Source organism: Paenibacillus residui (assembly GCF_042677205.1).
GTDB lineage: Bacteria > Bacillota > Bacilli > Paenibacillales > NBRC-103111 > Paenibacillus_L > Paenibacillus_L residui.
On the sequence record NZ_JBHTIU010000030.1, the window covers coordinates 1 to 21,526 of the forward strand.

A 21,526-nucleotide genomic window follows, 5' to 3' on the forward strand; every position below is an offset into this window, starting at 1 on the left:
TACAGTTAGACGTGCCGCTCCGCTTGCAACGATGCCTGCAGACGGTAAAATAGACGGATTTTCAAGGTAGTTTCGTTATTTTTGCAATTTGGCTCATTTTACCTGCATAAAATCCAGCTAGATCATCAGCAATAAAGATCACTTGGTTGTAAATGTGGTAAAACTTTTCCGCACCGCGCGAGATCCCATTGCGCGGTGTATGGCGTCGCATAACGGTGGTCAACCACCTTATGGAGCCACTTTTCCCTGTGTTAGGAGGCAGCTATGCCGTTAGGAATCTTTGGTTACTCACCCTGTGGTAAAAAAGACTGCACAGTCCAAGCAAACCGCTTAGACTGTGCAGTTCATTTTGAACGTGATACCTTCGCGGAATCCCCACAGGCGACTCAGCGTGGAAGGCAATGCATCCGACACCGTGTGGACGAAAGTGCGAGGCAATTCATCTGACGCCGTGAGGACGAAAGTGCAAGACATTGCAATGCATCCGCGACACCGTGTGGACGAAGATGTGAGACCTATGCTGTGCGAGCGAAGAAATGCGACAATGAGTGCGCCTATCCAACTTGGCCAATGCCGTGTAACCGAAGAAGTGTGCCGAGAAGGCAGACAATGAGCGCAGTATCCGGTCTAGCCATTGTAATGCACCCGCAGGAGCGTGGCCGAAGAAATGTGGACCATAATCGAAGGCTATCCAGCCAATCCAGTGCGGCCGAAGAAGCGTGCAGAGAAGTGTTGACGATCAACGAAGCCGATACACATGCCGTGCCTATTACGCTTATCCTTTCACCGCTCCGACCAGCTGACCGTGTATGAAGTATTTTTGCACGAAGGGATAGACAATGATAATAGGCAGGACGGTCAGCATTAGCGCTGCCATTTTGATATTCTCCGGATGAACACGCGGTTCGCCTCCGATGAGGGCCTCCTGGGTTTGCTGATCGATAAATTGAGAAGCACTGATCAGAATTTCCCGCAATTGCAGCTGAAGTGTCCACAGTTGGCGGTCACGGATATAAATCAACGCATTGAACCATTCGTTCCAATATGCGACAGCGCTGAACACGACGAAGGCCATCGTCATCGGCAGAACAAGCGGCAGAATGATATTCCACAATATTCGCCATTCACTGGCCCCGTCTATTTCCGCCGATTCCATCAGCTCCTGGGGCAGTTGATTGATTTGGTTGCGAAAGACGATGATATAGAAGATGCTGATGATTTGCGGCAGCACAAGGGCGGCGTATGTATTGGTCATCCCCAGACCATTGACAAGAAGATAAGTCGGAATCAAGCCGCCGCTGAAATACATCGGAATAATCAAATAAATGAACAGTGCCGATCTTCCCAGCAGATGCTTGTGAGCCATCACATAACCTGCCGCAAGCGATAAAGCAATCGTCAACACGGTATTCACCACAGTCAAGCCGACGGTATTAAGGAAGGTCCGCAAAAACTGCTTGCTGTAAGCGAGCTCGTGATAAGCTTTCAGCGAAAAGCCTTTAGGCCACAAGCCTATTTTTCCAGTGGCGAGGGCTTCGTAGTTACTCAACGAAATAGCTATCGCGTTGATAAACGGAACGAGAATCGAAATAGAAAAAGCAATGAACAGCAAGTAATTAAAAATAATAAAAATTTTGCGCACCGGTGATAGATAGCTCATCGCTTAGCCCCCGCCTTTCTAATATAGTCCCAATCCGACGAGCTTCTTGGAAATCCGATTTGCGGAAATAAGCAGAATGAACCCGAGCAAGCTCTGTACTAAGCCAATGGCTGTCGTCAAGCTGTACTGCGCCTCCACCAGACCGATCCGGTAAATATACGTGCTCGTTACATCGGAGACATCCAGAACCAGCGGATTCTGCAGTGTAAAAATCCGGTCAAACCCTACGGAGAATATGCCGGAAAGCCGGAGCAGCAGCAGTAGTACAATCATCGGCACCATCGCCGGAAGAGTGATATGCCAGATTTGACGAATGCGGCTCGCCCCGTCCATCATTGCGGCCTCGTACAAGCTTGTATCGATTCCCGCAATAACCGCAAAATACAGGATGGCGGACCAACCGACATTTTTCCAAATTTCCGCGAATACGGCGATTCCCCGAAACAACCCCGGCTCCGTCATGAAGAAGATCGGTTCGATACCGAACCATCCCAGAAGGGTGTTCACCATCCCCGCCTCCGGAGACAGCATTTGGTAAAATACGCCGGAAACAACGATCCACGACAGGAAGTGCGGCAGATATGAGATGGTTTGAATGATTTTTTTGAACCGCATGTGGATAATTTCGTTCGCCAATAAAGCAAACAGGATCGGTGCGGTAAAGCCGAAAGCAAGATCGTAAAAGCTGATGATCAGCGTATTTTTCAGTACCTTCCAGAACGTATCATCCTGCAAAAAATAGACGAAATGCTTGAAGCCCACCCAGGGGCTGCCCAAGATCCCTTTGTAGGGTGAAAAATCTTTAAACGAAATAATGATGCCATAGAGAGGAATGTAATGGAAAACAAATAATAGAAGGATAGTCGGAGCCAGAAGCAAATATAGCGCAAAAAGCGTTTTTTTATACACCCTCTTTTTCCGTATCGGAACGGGCGTGGCGGAAGATTGCGGTGTGGAATTGATAGCCATGATCCCACCTCCAATAGAGAATTCAGTCCGCAGAGCAGGCAGGAGACACTTGCCATGCGGATAAGCTTAGGATTTCGTCTGCCGTTACCAGTCTACCTCTTTCACGCCAAACCCTCTTAGTTTGTCTTTGTGATCATTCATGTATTTGGTATATTCCTCATAAATAAACCCGTACTTATTGCCGAATTCAGCCACCTTCTGGTCAAACTGCTCCATCGTAATGCGACCCATGATCGCCTCGAACGTCGCCTGTGAGATGAAATTATTCGCTTCACCCCTTTTTCGGTTGGCCTCGTCGGACAATTGGGCGAAATGGCTTAATCGGCGCCCCTTATCTTTGGCATAGCCTTCCCAGGTTTTCAAGCCTTCCATCCTTCTGTCAAACTCTTCTTTATTCATGACCTGTTGAGCAGCGGCTATACTGGAATCCTTGCGGTCGCTGAAACCGAAGAGAATGGCGAGATGCAGCTTATAATACTGGGTCTTGTCGGATAGACCCTTGCCTTCAATCGGCACCTTCTTATCCCCCTGGACTGTATAGTCCTCGCCTTCCTTGCCCCAGAAGATCATGTCGTGGAGTTCCTCTGAAGCCAATGCCTCTATAACCTTCCAGGCTTCGTCTGGATGCTTGGATTGGCTGGAAATGTAGATCCCGTGATCGGTAATAGGAAGTCCTTCGTAAGGTTGAGCATATTTCGGGTCCTTCAATACGGCCGGGTATTGCTTGAGGGCCGGGGATAACTGCCATTCCATATGCTGCTCCTGCGGCAGTTTCGCCTGTCCGGTCGGAATAAATTGATCTGCCTGATTGTATTCAAACAGAACGTCCCTGTTTCTTTTCTTGTCTCCATATTTCACGTTATCGTTCGTTGCAAATTCTTTATCGAGAATACCTTCTTCATACAACATCTTCATGGTTTGTACAGCTTCACGATATTCCGGAAGCATAAAATTGCTGATCACCTTGCCATCCTGTACGCGATAATCATACGGAAGCGCACCGTACCAGAAGAAAATAGGCAATCCGCCAAAGCCGAGCGCGGTGTCGGTATTGGCCACGCGATTAGAGAGGATTAACGCGTTCGGTTCAGCCTTATGCACCTTCCTCATAAACTCTATCCAACCATCCACTGATTCCGGATATTCACCGTCATTGTATTTAACCAGCATGTCATAGCGTACAGCGACTCCTGCGCCTTGGGGCGAGCTTGTATTGCGCATCGGTATACGGTAGTAATGTCCGCTCGGTGATTTGGCCAGCTCCATCATTTCCGGTGTAATCACTTTTTTCACAGCCTCGGATTGGTCGTAATATTTCTTCAAGTCGATAAAACCGCCCTGATCCGCTGTCCGGTAAGCTTCCGTCGGATACCAGCTATGAACGAGATCGGGCAAGGAACCGGAAGATAGCATCAGATTATACTTGGTTTTGAAATCCTGATATCCGGGCACCTCGAGCTCCAGATCAACCCCCGCTTTTTCCTTGATCAGGTTGATATACGGATTATCGCTCGGATTGACGCCATCGGGATGTGCCATTCCGGAATTGCCCATGAACAGCTTCAGCTTGACGGGTGCCGACGTTTTCGTCTGGGGGCTGGCTCCCGGCTTGGATTCGTCCGGTGTCGATGTAGCGCTCGGGCTGCCGGAATCCGAACATCCGGCAATCGTCATACTGCACACCAGGGCCGCCGCGGTCAACAGAACATTGGAATGCTTTTTGAATTTTGCCATGCTCAATAGACCTCTCCTCTCGTCTGTTACATGAATGGTTGCGCTTTCATAACATAGATAGAGGAATGTTATGCTATTCCAAGTACTATTATGACTGAATATGAAAGAAGGAACTGCTATGGCGAATCGTTAGGACCAGGAATTCATTTTGGTCTTCGCTCTGCGAATTTGGCAAAAAATAACTGCACAACCTAAGCTAACCGCTTAGACCGTGCAGTTTTCTTTGGACGCTAACGTTGCTATTTGGGCGACTCAATCTGATATCGATCGATTTCATACCCGACCTCGTCATACAAAATCACTTCGTCGTCTTCGCCGTCCCATATGCTCTCGGTAGTCCAGATAAAATATCGATTGCTAAATACCGTCCCGCTGCTCTCCCTTATCCCGCGAACAGCACTTTCTCCGGTCATGATAATCATTCGACTGGCTGAACCTATTACAGTGCCTTCAGGAAACTGAAACGTTGCTCCTCCCTTGGAACTGACCAATGTCCAGCCGGAAAGGTCTTTTTCGTCCATTTCGGGGAAGTTGGAGATGATGATTGCCCCATCGGCATCTATTCGCGAGATTCCTACCGGATGATACATAGAATGTACCCCATCCAAGAGCTTTTCGCCATTCACACCTATTTTTCTATCTATCGCTTGCCAGTTCAGTTCATCCAAGAAGGAGTACCAGATAGAGCTGCAGCAGACTGAACTCGCATACCCGCTGGAGATCATGGACGCGTCGAAAAATGTGCCGTCTTCCAGAAAGACAAAGCCTCGGGGGATGTCCAATGGCACCTCCTTCGATTCTACCCATTGGACCCAAACCACTTGATTATCTAAATGCTCTTTGGTGTATTGATAAGCCTTCTGGATAGCGATCTCTCCGTAACTTCTTTCCATCGATCCGACATTGACGCCGGCTAACCTAAGCTTCTGTTCTTCCCCGTTCCAATCCACCAGCAATGTAATTCCGTCTATAACCTCTTTCACCTTGACTTTGGTTTTAGGAGCGCAGCTTCCTACCACTTTATAAGCCTTGTCTTCCCAGCCTACCAAACAGCCTAACGCATCCCCCAGCTTCCTGACCGGAATATAGGAAACTCCATCTCGTATTTCTATCGGAAAATCCATAGGCTGACCGTTTCGAATCGCCAAACCTTGCTCTATGGAATAACGGATGACGCTTTCTCCCTTAGTTATTTCGATCTCATGAGTCGATGCTTCCCATGTCACGGTGGCTCCCATGGATTCTCCCGCCTGTTTCAGAGGAACATAGGTCGTTCCGTACTCAAGAAACGGAGAGCGTTCGAACTCAACTTGTTTACCGTCCACATACACAGCCGGAGGTCTTACGGCCCCATAATCGTTCGGGTTATACAAGGGCGCCTCGAAATCAACCGGGCTGATGAGAATCATTTCCTCCCAGGTTAAAAGCTGAGCCATCATTTCTTTGGTTAGCCGAGTATGGAAACGGATAGGATGTACTTTGGCCAATGCAGGCGAATCCCCGAAGGCCTCTCTGAATTTTCGCTCAAATTCCGAAGCCTTCGCTTCTCTTATGATCATGGCGGCTTCGATGGACTCTTCATCTTTTGCTGATTCCGCCCATTTTCTTAATTCCTTGCTAAGGAAAGGCTTCGAGTAATATTCGGGGTCCGCCCATTTCAATTCATCTATTGGGGTCACTTCGAGCTTATCAGAAGGAATAATCGTCCCATAATCTTCAATGATAGTTGATTGTAACGGCCCTTCTTCCGCCGATGATGCTTCGGGCATAAAGGCAAGGCCGAACAAAAGACTGACTAAAAAAAACATACACTTGAGGAACAATTCTATCACGTCCTTTCTATTGAACTTGCTCGAATCCTGGGAAATGTTTAAACAACCTGCCCCGTTTTTTTCCTCAAGGCAGGTTGTCTTATCTAAGGACGTACTTTTCCAACGATATCTAGGGAGATATAGGAATCGGCCATCACTCTTACTCCAATGGTGTAAACCCCAGATTTAGGCTTGGAAATGCTGACATGTCCATAAGGGTTTTCACGCGACTGACTTTTATTTTCCGTGAACTTCGGCTCTTGGGATATATCTTGGCCACCTCTTCAACAATTAATCTCACCCACCTACTAAAATTATCAATTTGTTTATTTGAATGCTGGCCAGCAGTTCAAACAAATAATTTTAAAAATAGTAAGTACATGTAAGGCAAGAAATTTATAACCACTATGCGTCTTGACAAGTCAATTCATATACCTCTCAATTGGAATATACCACATATATTTTGAAAATTATACCATAAATTCGACAAATTTGTTACATTTTAAATCAGCAACTTTCTAATATAGAAAATTCTACAAAAATATTCTATTCATCAATTTTTATATACAGATATTATGGCTCAAAACCATAATCAGTGCTTGAAAGAAATCCGTGGCTCCATAATAACTATATAACAGTCAAAGGATTTGGTTGAAAATATTGGTTTTGATGCCTGGCCATCCGATCGTGCAAATGTTAAGCCAGTATGAATGGGCGAAATTTCTGTTATTCGCTAATGTAGATTTAAGCCAATATGTCAACGCTTTTCAGCAATTGGGGGAGCAGTATTAGGACATACGGGTTTAGTTATACGTACTGCAAGCGTAGGTTCAATCGTTGTAGTAATTGCTTTAGTATTTGCTGGTATTTCCTTGACTTCATCTATGCCTAAAAAATCCGAGAGTTTTCTTTCTAAGGAATAAACGAAGAGACATACTAGGTGAGAGGCTGTTTGACTTTCAACTCAAAGGAGAAATCAATTATTCGCTTTCGCTTAGTGCACCCGCACGCTTTTGATTGGGAGCCAGTCGTACGAACTTAGGCCCGGGGACTTCGTGGTGATACCGCCGAATACGTTGTTTGCGACTGAATGGACCGCTGGCCTCCAGTGCTCCATGCACTATTTCTCCGTTGGCATATCGGCCTTCTGTCATGGGATGGAGTGGTCAGAACTGTATGGCATACCACGCCATTGTCGGCCTCCAGGTCAGGAGACCGCAAGCCTGTGCACCGTTTGGAGGCGACTGATACAAGCCTGGGAGCAGGCCCCCCGATCCCTCAGTACATCTGCAACCGGAGCGCTTTCTGCAGAGACGGCATCACGTCACCTGTACGCAGAGGCATTGAGCAAGCTGTGGCTTGCCGAGGCGACTAAGGTTTTGCAGCCATTCATGGCAACCCCGGAACCGCTCATCGATGAGCGTGTGCGGCGTGTATGCTTCTACATTCGGAGCGCGTACATGAACCCGATTCGTCTTACAGACATGGCCAAGTTGGTCAATATCAGCGAAGGACATTTACGCCTGCTGTTCCGAAGAGAGCTGTCTCAATCGCCTTATCAATATTTGTTGCTCGTCCGAATCGAGAAGGCGAAGGAACTGCTCCTTTATACCGAGCTGCTGCTAACGGAAATCTCTTACCGTGTCGGGTTCGACGAGTACGGCCATTTCATGTCGACCTTTCGCAAGCTTGTGGGGCTGTCCCCCTCAAAATACCGGAAGGCGAACAATCCATATAGTTAATTTCACCAAATAAGTCATCATTTTCTTAGCTATTTGACGAAAATAACGGTCATCAGGCATCTGTTGATCTATTTGGAATTCCCGTACACTTTTACCGCAAGCAATCAATAGTCCTTATCCAGCAGTTAGAGGGGGATTATTTGACGCTTACCTATCAACGCTGTAGATTAGGCCTTTCGAAATAAAACCTGAAGACTATCTTTGTAAAGATTTGTTATATTTCCATCAACAATGGTTGACGGAAGCCCGATCCGATAATATATTAAAAGTAACAAAGGATGAACCTAATTTGTGGTAATTAAGTAAATGACTGCACTACCAATTGCATAATTCGAAGGTGGAGACCATGAGAAAACCTTTGAAGCCAGCTTCTTCTCTTTTGGATGGAGACGGTTTCTTTGAATTTCTTATGGTCTTTTTTGTAATGCCTTTCCTATGGACGACCAAGCTTCGAAAGGGGGTGACGCCTTCCATCAAGGACAGGAATGAGAGGGTGACGGCAAGATCAAGCAATACCGTTAGTAGTAAGAACCATTAAGCCAAGGAGGTAGAAAATGATAAGAACAAAAGTAAATCGATGGCTGTCTTCCGCACTTGTTCTGTGCATGGTATTTTCTCTTCTGTTTTCTTTTTCCCCTGCCGGCTATGCATCCGCGCAACAGGTTCAGACCACGGTCAACTATGATCAACTGCCGCACTTTCTGATTACAGAGATCGTCCCCGATTCGTCAAATATTGACGGGGCCGACGGCTTTGAATTTGTTGAAATTTACAACAACACGGACCAACCTATCAACTACAAGGATTATAAGCTCATCTATCGCTACCCGAACGGCCTGGAGTATGACCAGTTATGGAAGACTATCCCTGAAGAAGTGATCATTGAACCGGGAGCCACCCTGGTCCTGTGGATCACGAACAATGCCAATCAGAAAGCGACAGTAGCCGATTTTAATGCCAACTATGGAACCAATCTGGTTGAGAACAAGGATATCGTCAGGACTGAAGTGAGCGGCGGAATGCACAACAGCCGCGAGAGGACGATGATCATCGCAACCAATACCGGTTACGAGCTTGTCCAAGCCAGCTATAACGTTGGAGTGAAGGATACGGCACCGGATAAAGGTATTTTCTACAAATATCCGGAAGACGGCTCCACCACCATGCAGTTGATCGGCAGCGCGACCGATCCGGCTACTCCCGGCTCCGTCAGTCCGGAACAAATTCCGCCTGAACCGGTCAAGATCAAGCCCGATACCGTTCCTCCGGTCATCGAAAATCTCACCGACCAGACGGGGATCGGGGACGCCCAGGACATTCATATCGTCGCGAGCACCCATGACGATGTCATGGTTCGAACCTTTACTCTGCATTACAGAAGTGAGAAGCAGAGCGAATATACCAGTGTCAACCTGAAAATGAGCCGGGAGGATTCCCTGTTCCATCACACCATTGATTTCCTGGAATTCCTCGGAAGCAACTATGTAGAGTATTATTTCACGGCTTTCGACGGTACGAACGAAACGGTTAGCGATATTTACAGAATAGATATTGTTCAGGAGCTTCCCAGCCCGAGATTGAATTGGCAGGACGGGGATATTCTGACGGGCCGTTCCACAATTGTGGCTTCAGCCGACGGGGTCAACCCGGATGAGTTGAAGCTGTTCATTGACGGGACGGAAGTGAACGATACTTACCGGTCCCTGGAGAAAAACGCCTATTTCGCCTTTGAAGCCGACGGCATAAATGCCGGTTACAAAAACTCGGTCAGCTTGGGAAGCGACATCATCCGCCTCGTTGACACGAATATTAACGGCTTTGAAACAGTCATTGTCCCGATCGATCCGATCCGGTTTCATCAGAACAATAACACCGTGACGCTTCGCGCCGGCTCTACCAAATCCGCCATCGAAGAAGATCCGCAAGAAAATCTTGATGATTTCGATGTGCGCAATGTCCGGCTCCTTCTAAGCGACGGAACCGTAGTCAGAGACCCCCGATACAGTGATCCTAACGAAATTCTGGATATGGGGGACAATGGAAGATACCTGCCGGTGGTCGACTTCACCTTCGACATTCCGCAGGACAAGCTGACTTCCAAAGCTTATGTATGGGATACCTCAGCCGTATCGGAAGGCGATCACCTGATCCGGGTAACGGCTCCGGAGCAAGGCGAAGCGGCAGCCCGCATCCGGGTCGACAATTCCGCTCCTTTCATCCAGACGACTCTGGAAGAGGGCAAGCTGTACAAAGGCGCCTTTACTATCGACGTCACCGTGACGGATAAAGTGGCCGGGGTCGACAAGGTAGAGATTCTGCTGGACGGCCAACCGATTGAAGTTCCTTACGCGACCTCCTCGGCGGCTATGAAGCCCGGCGAGCATTACCTGCAAGTTTCCGCCCTGGACAAAATAGGCTTGAAGAGCGAAAAGAACGTTCGGTTCTCGACGATAGAGGAAACCCCGCATCAGCCTGAACTGATCAGTCCGCAGGACGGGGCCGCGAATGTAGATCCTCGCCCGACTTTAAGCGTTAAAGTATCCGATCCGACGGATGACGAGTTGGACGTAACCTTCTATCAAGGTTATAAATACAATGCAGCCACCCCAGGCATGGTCCGGGTATATAAAAATGCTACCGATACGGAGCCTCCCCGCTCAGCCGCTCCGGACGGCGAAGAGGCCTTGACGGAAGCGGAGCTCGCGACTCTGGCGTCCGTGGATCAGCAATATGTCACTCTGGACTCGACTACCCAGTTTCCTTACCTGCGCTTTGAAGTCGAGTTGGACGGCAATATGACTGCACAGGATACGGTAGAGGTGGTCTGGAAAGGAAATTCCTTGGCCAACCGCAAAGTGACGATGTATGCCTGGAATTACACGGAAAACCGCTGGAAAGCCGTCGATTCCTTCGTGACCAAGTCCGAGGACGATTTTACGCTTAGCGGCACCGTTGACGTTAACGATTACGTGCGTGAACAGAAGGTTAACGTCATCGTTCAGGATCAGATTCCGACACCGGACGAGTACGATTATACCTTCGTGTGGATGACGGATACCCAGTTCTATACGGAGGTATTCCCGGGGATTTACGAATCCCAGGTTAACTGGATCGCCGAGCAGGTGGACAACATGAAGATCGATTATGTGATCCATACCGGAGACATCGTCAACGTGCACGATTACGAAATCCAATGGCAGCGTGCCGATCAGTATATGAAAGTGCTGGATCAGGCCGATATTCCGTACGGAGTGCTGGCCGGCAACCATGACGTCAAGGATTTTGGCCACAACGAGTTCGACTATTCGAACTATTACCGTTACTTCGGTGAGGACCGTTTCCAAGACAAGCCTTATTATGGAGAATCGTACAAAAATAACCGTGGTCACTATGATCTGATTTCCTCTCACGGCAATGACTATATTATTGTCTACATGGGCTGGGGAATCGGAGAGGAAGAAATCGCTTGGATGAATCGGGTGCTCGCGGAACATCCGGACCGCAAAGCCATCCTTTGTTTCCACGATTATTTGACGGCTAACGGCAGCCGGGCGGAGATTGGCGACATTCTGTACGACAGGGTGGTTGTACCGAATGAGAACGTCGTGCTGGTGCTGAACGGCCACCGCACCGGCAGCACGCTTAGAACGGACGAAATCGACGATAACGGAGACGGAATTGCAGACCGCAAAGTGTATCAAATTTTGACGGATTATCAAGGTCATGGGGAAGGCGGCGACGGCTTCATGAAGCTGTTCCATTTCGACACGGCCACGGATACCATCTATGTCAATACGTACTCTCCTTATAAGGAAAAGTATAACTACTATGACCCGATAGAATTTCCGGGTAAGGACGAGTTCACACTGGCTCTTAGCCTGGAGCCGCAAATCAAGCGGGTAGCCACGGATTACTTCGAAGTCAACCTTTACTCCGATACGGTAATCGGAACGGCGAACGGAATACCGAGCGGACAGACGGCCAGCATCGAATGGGATGGACTGGCTGCCGATCAAACCTATCAATGGTATGTAATCGCGGCGGATGCATTCGGAGGCCGGATCGTTTCCGACATCTGGAGCTTCACCACCGGAGCCGGTTCGGAGCTTCCCGCCCCAAGCCACCTGAGGGCAACCGGAACGACAAGCACCACCATCGATCTGGCTTGGGACCCGGTAAGCAGCAGCGGCCGGAACATCCATTATGAATTATATAAAGATAATCAGCTGCACGCTGCGGTCACAGAAGCTGTATATACGGTGACCGGGCTGGCTCCGAATACGGAATACCGTTTCTACGTGGTGGCTGCGGATGACCAAGGATATAAATCCGCGCCCAGCGAGGCGATTTCGGTGAAGACTTCTCCTCCCGCACCGGCTGACGGACTGCCTGCTATACGCCGGTTAGTGGACGACTATATCGCTTCCGGCGAATTAAGCGGCCCGTTGGCCAAGCAGTTGTGCAATACTCTGGACCAGGCCCGGCATCAGTATGATAAGGGACGGTTGGAGCAAGCCGCCAGAGATCTGGAGAAATTCCTGAAGCATTTGAATAACAAAGCCATGCAGCGTCACATTTCAGAGGAAGCGAAGGAGCATCTGGAGCGGCAGGTCAACTCGTTGCTGCAGCAGTGGCGTTCATAGTACGTTTGAAAAAGCCGGGGAAGCAAAGCTGCTTCTCTGGCTTTTTTGTTGAGTGCGGCATCAGATTCTGATTGTTGTGGTGTCCGTTTCTAGCTACGTTTTCTTGTATCTCGATTGTTTAACACAAGTTCGAAAGTCCCATTGACAACGCTTTCAAACAGTCCGTATACTAAATTGTAAACCAGAACTAAATCAGGGACTTTTTCCGATTGACGGTTATTGCATCATTCAAGAAGAGACGGCTGTCGCCCTTGTCCAAGGACGTACGGTTTCTCGAGGAAGTATAAGAACTTTAAAAAAGCTTCTGACGGAGCTCTATAAATATCCACTGGGAGGTTTTCAAAGAATGGATAAAGAACAGCTTCCACATGGCTTGGAAAAAGATACTAACCCGCAGGAAATCCCCTCTCCCTCCATCAGCCGAAGAAAGGTGCTCAAGGCCCTCGGCATGGGAGGTGCCTTGTTGGCGGGAAGCGCCGCACTCCGTCCGGGACTCGTATTCGCGGATAATCCGGATTCGTCAGGCAATTCCGATGCCGCCGCTCTGTCCGGAGGCAATCAGGCCCGTTCGGTGCTTCATGTGCCGAATGTAAAAACGCTTCTTGAGCTTCCCAAGGGGCAGCTCAAGGATGGCGTGAAGGTGCATGTAGGAGGATATTATTCAGACGGTGACGGAGGGGCCAAGCCGGTTCGCTGGGCGGCCTCGAGCACCAAGGCCGATAACGGGGGAACCGTTCACGCGCCAACCGGCACAGGACAACAGCCCGGACGCTGGGAAACCGTGCATAACGGAGTGGCGGATTTCCGCTGGTTCGGTCTGTTCGGCGCGGACAAGAATGCCGATGCGGCCTTGGATGCCATGGTGAACGACGCTTCCATTCACCGGATCGAAGCTCATACCGATCTGAATTTCGCCAAGCGCCATATTTTTCACCGCAGCGGCGTTGAAATCGACTTCCATGGACATACGGTCACGACGGAAGGAATCGAGCTGAATACGAGGGATAATCCGTTCGGAGCCGTTCTCTTCTTCCAGGGCACGGCAACCGGAGAAACCCAGACGGTAACGCTGAGTACGGATCTGGCCGAAGGAACGGACGTGCTGGAAGTAGCCAATGCCTCTGCCTTCCAAGTGGAGGACTGGTGGCATGTCCAGGTGAAAAATCTTCCGCAGGGCAGCACGCAGCGCGAACTGGATTATTTGCTCAAGGTTACCGAAATCATAGACGGCACCCACATTCGGGTCAATTACAAGCTGGGTTGGGCCATTGCGTCCGGCCGGCAGGTTACTTACCGGAAGATGGCCCCGGTCTTCCGCTGCAATGTGAGAAACATGAGGTTCGTTGGCATCGCCGTCCCTCCTAATGGATCGACTAACCAGAGACCGTTCGATACCTGGGACCAAATCGGCTCCAATCCGGTCGCCTACGAATTTGCAGTGGAATGTGATGTATCCGGTATTCGGGCCACCAAGGTGTTCTGGCCGGTGATTATGCGGCGATACTGCTCCCACTATGTGACAGAACGCTGTGAGCTAATCAACCCGGAAGAGAGAGACTGGGGAGGAACCGGCTATCTGACCCAGCAGATCAATGTGCTGTATGGGCACGTCAGAGATTGCAATACAAGTAATGCCCGTCACTTGAACGATTTTACCTGCGCCGCGTACTGCCTCGTAGAGAACTGCCATGGGGACGGCGATGATTACGGGCCGTTCGTTACTCACGGACAGTTTGAACACGATCTGGTTTACATAGGCAATTCCGGGCTGCTCTCTTTCGCCAATAGCGGCACGACCTGGGGAGACAGCGCCAAGCGGATCACCGTCAAGAAGCATATCGCATCGAGAATCGTAGCCAACAAAAGACTGACCGACCTCACCCTGGAAGACTGCCATGCCGTAATCAAGGAAGGCCTGTCCAATTCCGGTTCCATATGGGTAAATGTCGATGGCCTGAATATGAGGGGCTGCACAGCCAAGGCTATGATTACCCTTTCCAAGGGCTCCTCCCGTTCAAAGAGGAAAAATATATTGGACAGCTGCGGTTTCGGCATGCTGAAAGGGTACGAAATTGCCCGTCCTATCCGTAAAGGAACCGAGTCTGTCGGCTATACGCCGATCAATGGAGACCTTCTGATCCAGAATTGCGAATTTTACAATGTGGAAGAGGTCAATATCGGTAGTATTAACCGCCTTACCCTGATCAACACCTGGTTCAAGGGCCTGCCCCAGACTCAGGGCATCATCAACATCGGCAGCAGGGAAATCGTCATATCCGGCGGCGGATTGATCGATTGCGGCTTCGTGCTTACCGGTGCCTGGGACAAAACAAACCGGGACGGAACCAACCCGGAACACAAAACCGACCAGTCCATTACTATCGGCGGTGGGGCCGTGTTCAGCGGGACGAATGGGGAGAAGGCTTTTCTGAAGAGTATTGATCCGACCAATGTCATCCGTTGGAGCTTGGGCGATTACACCAGCAAGCCCTCCGACCCGGATACGGCGCACTTCCATATACAGGGCGGCAGGCATCAGTTCAAAGCGGTAGGCTCCAGCTATATAGGCGGCAAATATGTCATTCTCGAAAGCTCCTTCAGCCGCGATCAATATTTCTTCATGACATCCTGCATTGAGCAAAATGTCATCCGTGCATTGCTTCCTGCGGAAACGGAGAGAGTGAAGCACACCGAGGGAAATATGATATTATAGGCTGGAGATCGATCGGCTAGAAGAGGGTGTTTTCATACTTATGGAAAAACAGAACCAGCGCGAGCAGTCGCGCATGCGGTTGAACGACTTTATCCGGAGCTTGAGGGAGGATATTGTTTCCGGCAAGCGGCAGCCCGGCGAGCATTTGCCTTCCGAGAAGACTCTCTCGCAGCAATACAGATTAAGCAATCTAACCATTCGCAAAGGGCTGGATAAGCTTGTTTCGGAGGGGCTGATCGCCAAGATTCCGCGGGTCGGCAATGTCGTCATCGGCTCCTCCGGGAGCCCTCTCGTTACCGTCAAGCTGGGAACCCATTCTTCGGTTGCCGCCGAAGCCAGGCTGGAGCATCTGTTAGAGCTGTTTCATGAGAGGTTTCCGCACATCCGGGTTCAGACGGTACCGATTTCCAGCGAGAGCTATAGACAGCTTCCCGACTATTTGACGGGCGGCATTGCAGATGCCGTCATGATAAACTACACGAGCTTCCAGATGCTTATGGAAAAAGGCCACGGCGATCTGTTGGCCCCGCTGGAGCGTGAGAAGGACATCTATCCCTTCTTGTCCGACGGCTTCACGTACGACGGGGCTCTGCTGGCTCAGCCGTTTATTTTTTCGCCGCTTATTCTTTGTTATAACAGGCAGCACTTCGCGGAGAAGAACATTCCGGAGCCGGACGGCCGTTGGCGGTGGACGGATATCATCGCGAATTCCACCCGTCTAAGCGAGCCCGGCGAACGAATCGGATTCCATTGCGACCTGCTTTCCCTTCACAGATGGCCCCTGCTTCTGCTACAGACCGGCGAAACCTTCGAACGATACGGAGATGGAAGGATTAAGCTGGCCGGAACCGCCATGATGGAGGCGATTCGCTTCTGCCGGACCCTGATCCGGGAGCTCCCCTTGTTATCGGCGGGGGTAGTGACGGGAGAATCGGAACATCTGCTGGCCCAAGGCAAGGCATCCATGATTATGACGAGCTACTTTTATTTAAACTATTTGCGTGAAAAGTCCCTGCCGTTCGATATCGCCCCCGTCCCACACCAGGGTATGCCGGGGACTCTGCTGCTTAGTACCGGCCTGGCGATCAACAGCCGCTCCCCGGTGAAGGAAGCGGCTGTCCAATTGGTTAAGTTCCTTATTTCACATTCATCCCAGCTTATCATCCGACAGCATACATACAGTTTGCCGGCCCGGATAACGGCTGCGGAATGGTCCGGCCGGGAAACGCTCTATCGGCCCTCCCGCTTTGCGCTGTTCCGCGAAACGATCCCGGAATTCCGTTATTTCTCGGCCTTGCGCATCCGTGCATCAGAGCTTGCCGCCATCCATCAGGAAGCCAAGCTGTACTGGGCCGGTCTCGAAAGCGAGGAAGCCTTCTGCAAGCGGGTGGAGCAAATGCCGGCGCCGCCTGGGCAGCATGGGAGTCCAATGGATTTTTAATCCCGGAAGGAACTCCTTTTTGTACAATTAGGCACCGCAGTCTTAGAAGTCCGCGGCATTGGCCAAATGGCCTCCATCCACCAAAATGGTTGTACCTGTGACATAAGAGGCTTCGTCAGAAGCCAAGAACAGGAAGACGTTGGCCACCTCCCGGGGCGTTCCCAGCCGCTTCATCGGAGTGCGGGCCGCCAATTCACCGAGATTCAAGGGCTGTTCCCCATCCTTCTTCAGATCGTCATTGATGGAGGTATCGATAAAACCGGGGGCGACCGCGTTCACGCGGATCCCATACGGGGCCAGCTCCGCCGCCATCGAGCGGGTAAGCAGTTCCACCGCACCTTTGGATGCATTGTAATGCGCAAGATAAGTACTCCCGGCCAGACCGTTCTTGGAGGACATATTGATGATGACTCCTCCCTTTTCCTGATGTGCCATTATGTTGGAAGCCCATTGGCTCAACCGGAACATGGCGCCGACGTTGACATTCATAATCCGGTCCCAGTGATCTGCCGGAATTTGCAGGAAGGGCTCGCGCACGGCAATTCCCGCGTTGTTGACGAGAATATCCAGTGCTCCCCATTCCTGCTCGATGGCATTCGTCACTCTGTCGACCGAAGCTTCATCCGTCAAATCGCAGACGGCCGTTCGGCTGCCGCCTGCCGTAAATCCGGGAATCGCCTGCAGAGAGGACAGCTCTTCCTCCCTGCAGTCCAGGACGTATACCCTCGCCCCCTCACTGACAAAAAGCTCCGCGATCGCCCGCCCGATTCCCCTGGCGCCGCCGGTTATGACCGCTTTTTTATTGCATAGCCGCATCGTTGTCCCCTCCGGTCCACCCAACATATTTGCCGATGAGCGTCATATATACCTGGGCGGTCATTTCAAGCTCCCGAAGCTCCACATACTCCGTCTCTCCATGAGCGGACGTTTGGTCCGGGCCATGGCACAAGGCGGGGATTCCCCAAGCATTTACGAAAATTCCCGCATCGGTCACCAGCTTCTTGCCCACCTTGGGAGCTTCTGCGCCTCTGACTTCACGGATCGCTTCGATCAGCGCCTCGACAGCCGGACCGTCCCGGTCTATCCGGTAACCGTCACGCACCTTCTCGATAGCGAGCCGGATATCCACCTGATGCCGGTCGGCTACCTGCTTGACCATCTCGCTAAGCTCCCGTTCGATTTCCTCGAACCGCTCCTCCGGGCCATAGCGTCTGACGCCTTCCATGACGGCCCGATTAGGCATCTGGTTATAGAATTCCCCGCTGTGAACCGAGCCTACGAAATAAGATGCCGTCCCAATGTCCGCTATTTCCCGTTCCGCCAATTCCGCGTTACGCCGGTTCAGCGCCAGGATCATCTCCGCCGCTACGGTGATCGGATGGGGAGTCCCCTCCGGCGTATGAAGCTGATGGCTGGGCTCTCCCTCCCGAACCACTTCGATACGGAAGGTGGCAGAGCCCATCTGGGCGACGGTGCATTCGGTGGTGGCCCCTTCCATCACTACAACCGCATCCGCCTGCCAGTTGAACCGGCGGGTCAGCTCCGTCAAGTCTTCCCCTCTGCCTCCGGGACTCTCGTGCAGGCTGTTGGCAATGACCATCAGTTGTCCGTTCAACTGAAGCTTGTTGTCATGGAGGACTCGCAGCACTTCGACAATGGCGGCCAGAGAGCCTTTCATATCGCAGCTCCCTCGGCCGTACAGGCGGCCATTCTCGATTTTGGCCAGCGTATGCGGCAGCGGCACGACATCCATGTGCCCGTTGAAGACCAGCTTGCGCCCCTGACCCGGGCTGCCAAATTCAGCGACCAGGGTAGGGTTTCCGGGATACAGCTCGTGACGCTCCACCCGGCAGCCGACAGCTTCCAGCAGGCTTTGATAAAATTCGGATATAGCCACAGTATTTCCCGTAATGCTATCGATATTGACCAGATCCAGTGTATTTTGAACGATCCGGTCTACTTGGATCTGCGACAGCAACGATGCCATCCGTGAGGTGTCACACTTGCTCTGTTCGTTGCCGGGATTTCCTTCGCGGTGATTCCCTTCCGGCGATTCCGGTTTCATCCTGCAGCCTCCTCTCCTTTCCGGCTTCTCTTAGGCTTTTCCAATTTGAAGAAGCTAGGCAAATTCTCTCAATAAGCAGGATTTTTAAGCTTCTTCGGACACGGCCAATCTTTTCTCCCAACCATCCCTGAACAACGGCAGAAAATGCCCCGGATTATACGGATGCTGCTTCGCCAGCTCGATATTCAGCTCCGCTCCCCAGCCCGGTCGATCGCTCAGCTCGATATAGCCGTCCTTCACTTCTACCGGATGGCTGATGATCTGCTGCGTCCAGTCGCTATTGAAGTCGTCGAAGATTTCATGGATAAAAAAGTTCGGCGTCGCCGTATTCAAATGAGCGCAAACCAGGGAGCATAGCGGACCTTGCGCGCTGTGAGGTGCAATTACGCCGTTGTTCGCATGCGTCATGGCACAGATTTGCTTGGCGGCTGTAATGCCTAAATACTGGGGCTCCAGTTGGATGATATGCACGGCATTATGCGCCAGCAGCTCGGAGAACTGCTCCCGGCAGTAGTAATCCTCTCCGCAAGCAATCGGAACCGGGCTGCGCTTGGCCACTTCCACCATGGACGAAATTTTCTGCGGAGGAACCGGCGCTTCGAACCAGGTCGGCTCGTATTTCTTCATCGCATCGGCGAACTGGAGTGCAGTATGCACGCTAAACCGGTTATGGCCTTCGATCAAAATATCGGTATGCGGCCCTACCGCTTCGCGTACGGCCGCGATGATTTCCAGAGCAAGCTGAAAATCTTTGCGGTCGACGACTCTCCACGCCGAACCGAACGGGTCGAATTTCAGGGCGGTGTAGCCTTTGGCCACCACCTTCTTCGCCTGCTCGTAGAAGCCTTCGGGAGTGCGAGCCGTACGGTACCAGCCATTGGCGTATACGCGAAGCCGCTCGTGGCATTTGCCCCCCAGCAGCTTGTAGACCGGAACATTCAGTGCCTTGCCCATAATATCCCAGCAAGCATACTCGATGCCGGACAGTGCCGCCCCATGAATTTGGCCTCCGTCGGAATAGAAATCCCGGAACAGCTTCAGGGAATGCTGCTCTACGTCGAAAGGGTCCTTGCCAATAACAAAACGCTTCAATTCATGAATAGCCGCTTCCGTCGTTTTGGCAAATCCGTTCAATGTCGCTTCTCCGAGCCCGGTGATGCCCTCGTCTGTTTCTACCTGGGTAAAGACCCAGTTCTTCCATTCGTTTCCGACAATATAAGTTTTGACGTCCGTGATTTTCATGCTTTTCCGGCCTCCGTTCCTTGCTTGTAAGAAGATTTCAATTCTTTCAGCACGGTCTCGATCATTTCCAATGTATAGTCGATGTCCGCTTGCGTATGACTGTAGCTGATATGATTACGTTTCAGATTCATCGGCAGCTTGAAAATGCCTTTCTCCATCAATTTCTTGCGGTAAGCAACATAGAACTCGGCATCGTTATGCTGCAGCTCTGCGTAATGCTTGGGCTCGAAATCCATGAAGTAAGTGGTCCATACCGAGCCGAAGCCGCTGACCACACCCTGGATGCCCAAGCGGTCCAGAATGCCTCTAATTTCCGAGCGGACATGATCGCCCAGCCTGAAAATAGTCTCATGAACCGGCTCCTGCTCCATCAGCTCAATAGTAGCTATCGCCGCTGCAGTCCCGACCGCATGACCGTTATAAGTTCCGGCGAACCATACGTCTCCGCCCGGCTTCGTGTTGAAGCGTTCCATATACTTTCGCTTGCCGGCGACAGCGGCGATCGGAAAACCGTTGGCCATCGCCTTGCCCATCGTTGTCAAATCCGGAGTAACCCCGGCCACCTTCTGGAAGCCGCCGATATCATGCCTGAAGCCGGTAATGACTTCATCGAAAATAAGCAGCGCGCCGTGGGCTTCGCACAGCTTCTTCAATCCCGCCAGGAAGCCTTCGCGCGGCAGGATGCAGCCAATGTTATGAGGAATCGGCTCGACGATAATGGCCGCGACGCTGCCCTCTTCCCGCTGCAGCGTCTGCTCAACATCCGCCAGATCGTTGTAGGTGCAGATCAGCGTATTGTCCAGCGCTTCCTCAAGCATTCCGGCCGAACCCGGATCCCGCTTGCCGACCATATCCCAGGCGCTTAACATATTTCTGGCTACATAGTCATGCCAGCCGTGATAGCAGCCCTGGAACTTGATCAGCTTGGGCCGACCGGTTACCGCCCGGGCAAGGCGGATCGCATGGTAGGTCGCCTCTGAGCCGGAATTGCAGAACAGCACCTGCTCGGCGGAGGGCACATGCTTGCAAATTTTCTTGGCAAGCTCAATCTCCAGGTCTGTCGTTCCGTTGCCGAACAGATCGGTTCTCTGCAGCGCCTCTATAACCTTCCCGTTAACATACGGGTGGTTATGGCCGAGGATATACGGCCCGAAAGCCGCCTGATAATCGATATATTTATTGCCGTCCGCATCATAAATGTAGGCCCCTTCGGCTCTGGTGAAGACCAGGTGGGGCTCCACATTGCGGATGGAGGTGTGGACTCCCCCCGGCGTATAAAGGTTTGCTTCTTCGTACAATGCCTGACTGGCTTCGGTTTTCAACTGGATCACCGCTTGTTCCTCTCCATTCATCCTAAATTTTTTTTAACCAGGGCGTGGCGGTAGTTCACAATATTTGTTCGTATTATCGTACCGTACCGGCACATTCTTAGGCTTCCATCGCTCTAGTCATGTAAAATCCGGTTCCCCGAGACCGCCGCTGGCGCAATGCCTTAAAGACCGTCTT

13 protein-coding genes are annotated in these 21,526 nt (G+C 51.1%); 5 read left to right on the plus strand and 8 right to left on the minus strand.

The window, feature by feature from the left end; translation table 11 throughout:
- Positions 1 to 775: 775 nt before the first annotated feature.
- From ACFQ03_RS09740 to ACFQ03_RS09755, 4 genes are all read right to left on the minus strand, one after another.
- Positions 776 to 1,660 (minus strand): carbohydrate ABC transporter permease, encoded by an 885-nt coding sequence (locus ACFQ03_RS09740; RefSeq protein WP_379287793.1) that lies wholly within the window; start codon positions 1,658 to 1,660, stop codon positions 776 to 778.
- 18 nt (positions 1,661 to 1,678) lie between these two features.
- Positions 1,679 to 2,629 carry an ABC transporter permease gene (locus ACFQ03_RS09745; RefSeq protein WP_379287797.1) on the minus strand — a complete coding sequence of 317 codons (951 nt, stop codon included), beginning with the start codon at positions 2,627 to 2,629 and terminating at the stop codon, positions 1,679 to 1,681.
- Between the two features lie 84 nt (positions 2,630 to 2,713).
- Positions 2,714 to 4,363, minus strand: a complete 1,650-nt coding sequence (locus ACFQ03_RS09750) for an extracellular solute-binding protein (RefSeq protein ID WP_379287799.1) — start codon at positions 4,361 to 4,363, stop codon at positions 2,714 to 2,716.
- Positions 4,364 to 4,602: 239 nt separating this feature from the next.
- Positions 4,603 to 6,186: a stalk domain-containing protein gene (locus ACFQ03_RS09755; protein ID WP_379287801.1), complete on the minus strand. Its 1,584-nt coding sequence runs from the start codon at positions 6,184 to 6,186 to the stop codon at positions 4,603 to 4,605.
- A gap of 639 nt (positions 6,187 to 6,825) precedes the next feature.
- Between ACFQ03_RS09755 and ACFQ03_RS09760 the strand changes: the two genes are divergently transcribed.
- From ACFQ03_RS09760 to ACFQ03_RS09780, 5 genes are all read left to right on the plus strand, one after another.
- Complete coding sequence (locus tag ACFQ03_RS09760; protein WP_186328444.1) at positions 6,826 to 6,966, plus strand: hypothetical protein; 141 nt, start codon at positions 6,826 to 6,828, stop codon at positions 6,964 to 6,966.
- Between the two features lie 551 nt (positions 6,967 to 7,517).
- A complete protein-coding gene (locus ACFQ03_RS09765; protein ID WP_186328445.1) occupies positions 7,518 to 7,916 on the plus strand; it encodes a helix-turn-helix transcriptional regulator in 399 nt (132 codons plus the stop codon).
- A gap of 554 nt (positions 7,917 to 8,470) precedes the next feature.
- A complete protein-coding gene (locus ACFQ03_RS09770; RefSeq protein WP_379287804.1) occupies positions 8,471 to 12,559 on the plus strand; it encodes an FIMAH domain-containing protein in 4,089 nt (1,362 codons plus the stop codon).
- A gap of 346 nt (positions 12,560 to 12,905) precedes the next feature.
- Positions 12,906 to 15,272 carry a twin-arginine translocation signal domain-containing protein gene (locus tag ACFQ03_RS09775; RefSeq protein WP_379287806.1) on the plus strand — a complete coding sequence of 789 codons (2,367 nt, stop codon included), beginning with the start codon at positions 12,906 to 12,908 and terminating at the stop codon, positions 15,270 to 15,272.
- A gap of 40 nt (positions 15,273 to 15,312) precedes the next feature.
- Positions 15,313 to 16,713 (plus strand): extracellular solute-binding protein, encoded by a 1,401-nt coding sequence (locus ACFQ03_RS09780; protein ID WP_379287808.1) that lies wholly within the window; start codon positions 15,313 to 15,315, stop codon positions 16,711 to 16,713.
- Between the two features lie 42 nt (positions 16,714 to 16,755).
- On the opposite strand, the gene ACFQ03_RS09785 is transcribed toward ACFQ03_RS09780, so the two are convergent.
- From ACFQ03_RS09785 to ACFQ03_RS09800, 4 genes are all read right to left on the minus strand, one after another.
- Positions 16,756 to 17,529: an SDR family NAD(P)-dependent oxidoreductase gene (locus ACFQ03_RS09785; RefSeq protein WP_379287810.1), complete on the minus strand. Its 774-nt coding sequence runs from the start codon at positions 17,527 to 17,529 to the stop codon at positions 16,756 to 16,758.
- The gene (locus tag ACFQ03_RS09790) at positions 17,513 to 18,778 is read right to left on the minus strand and encodes a M20 family metallopeptidase (RefSeq protein ID WP_379287812.1); all 1,266 of its coding nucleotides are present in this window, start codon (positions 18,776 to 18,778) and stop codon (positions 17,513 to 17,515) included. The genes ACFQ03_RS09785 and ACFQ03_RS09790 overlap by 17 nt, the downstream gene beginning before the upstream one ends.
- A gap of 84 nt (positions 18,779 to 18,862) precedes the next feature.
- The gene (locus ACFQ03_RS09795; RefSeq protein ID WP_379287814.1) at positions 18,863 to 20,020 is read right to left on the minus strand and encodes a mandelate racemase/muconate lactonizing enzyme family protein; all 1,158 of its coding nucleotides are present in this window, start codon (positions 20,018 to 20,020) and stop codon (positions 18,863 to 18,865) included.
- On the minus strand, positions 20,017 to 21,351 hold the full coding sequence (locus tag ACFQ03_RS09800) for an aspartate aminotransferase family protein (RefSeq protein ID WP_379287816.1): 1,335 nt from the start codon (positions 21,349 to 21,351) through the stop codon (positions 20,017 to 20,019). Before ACFQ03_RS09800 ends, ACFQ03_RS09795 begins: the two co-directional genes overlap by 4 nt.
- Between the last annotated feature and the right edge of the window lie 175 nt (positions 21,352 to 21,526).

Excerpts from the sequence above, each read along its gene's own strand:
- ACFQ03_RS09740 (WP_379287793.1), bottom strand. The coding sequence starts at position 1,660 with ATGAGCTATCTATCACCGGTGCGCAAAATTTTTATTATTTTTAATTAC.
- ACFQ03_RS09750 (WP_379287799.1), bottom strand. The coding sequence starts at position 4,363 with ATGGCAAAATTCAAAAAGCATTCCAATGTTCTGTTGACCGCGGCGGCC.
- ACFQ03_RS09795 (WP_379287814.1), bottom strand. The coding sequence starts at position 20,020 with ATGAAAATCACGGACGTCAAAACTTATATTGTCGGAAACGAATGGAAG.
- ACFQ03_RS09790 (WP_379287812.1), bottom strand. The coding sequence starts at position 18,778 with ATGAAACCGGAATCGCCGGAAGGGAATCACCGCGAAGGAAATCCCGGC.
- ACFQ03_RS09770 (WP_379287804.1), top strand. The coding sequence starts at position 8,471 with ATGATAAGAACAAAAGTAAATCGATGGCTGTCTTCCGCACTTGTTCTG.
- ACFQ03_RS09745 (WP_379287797.1), bottom strand. The coding sequence starts at position 2,629 with ATGGCTATCAATTCCACACCGCAATCTTCCGCCACGCCCGTTCCGATA.
- ACFQ03_RS09775 (WP_379287806.1), top strand. The coding sequence starts at position 12,906 with ATGGATAAAGAACAGCTTCCACATGGCTTGGAAAAAGATACTAACCCG.
- ACFQ03_RS09780 (WP_379287808.1), top strand. The coding sequence starts at position 15,313 with ATGGAAAAACAGAACCAGCGCGAGCAGTCGCGCATGCGGTTGAACGAC.
- ACFQ03_RS09785 (WP_379287810.1), bottom strand. The coding sequence starts at position 17,529 with ATGCGGCTATGCAATAAAAAAGCGGTCATAACCGGCGGCGCCAGGGGA.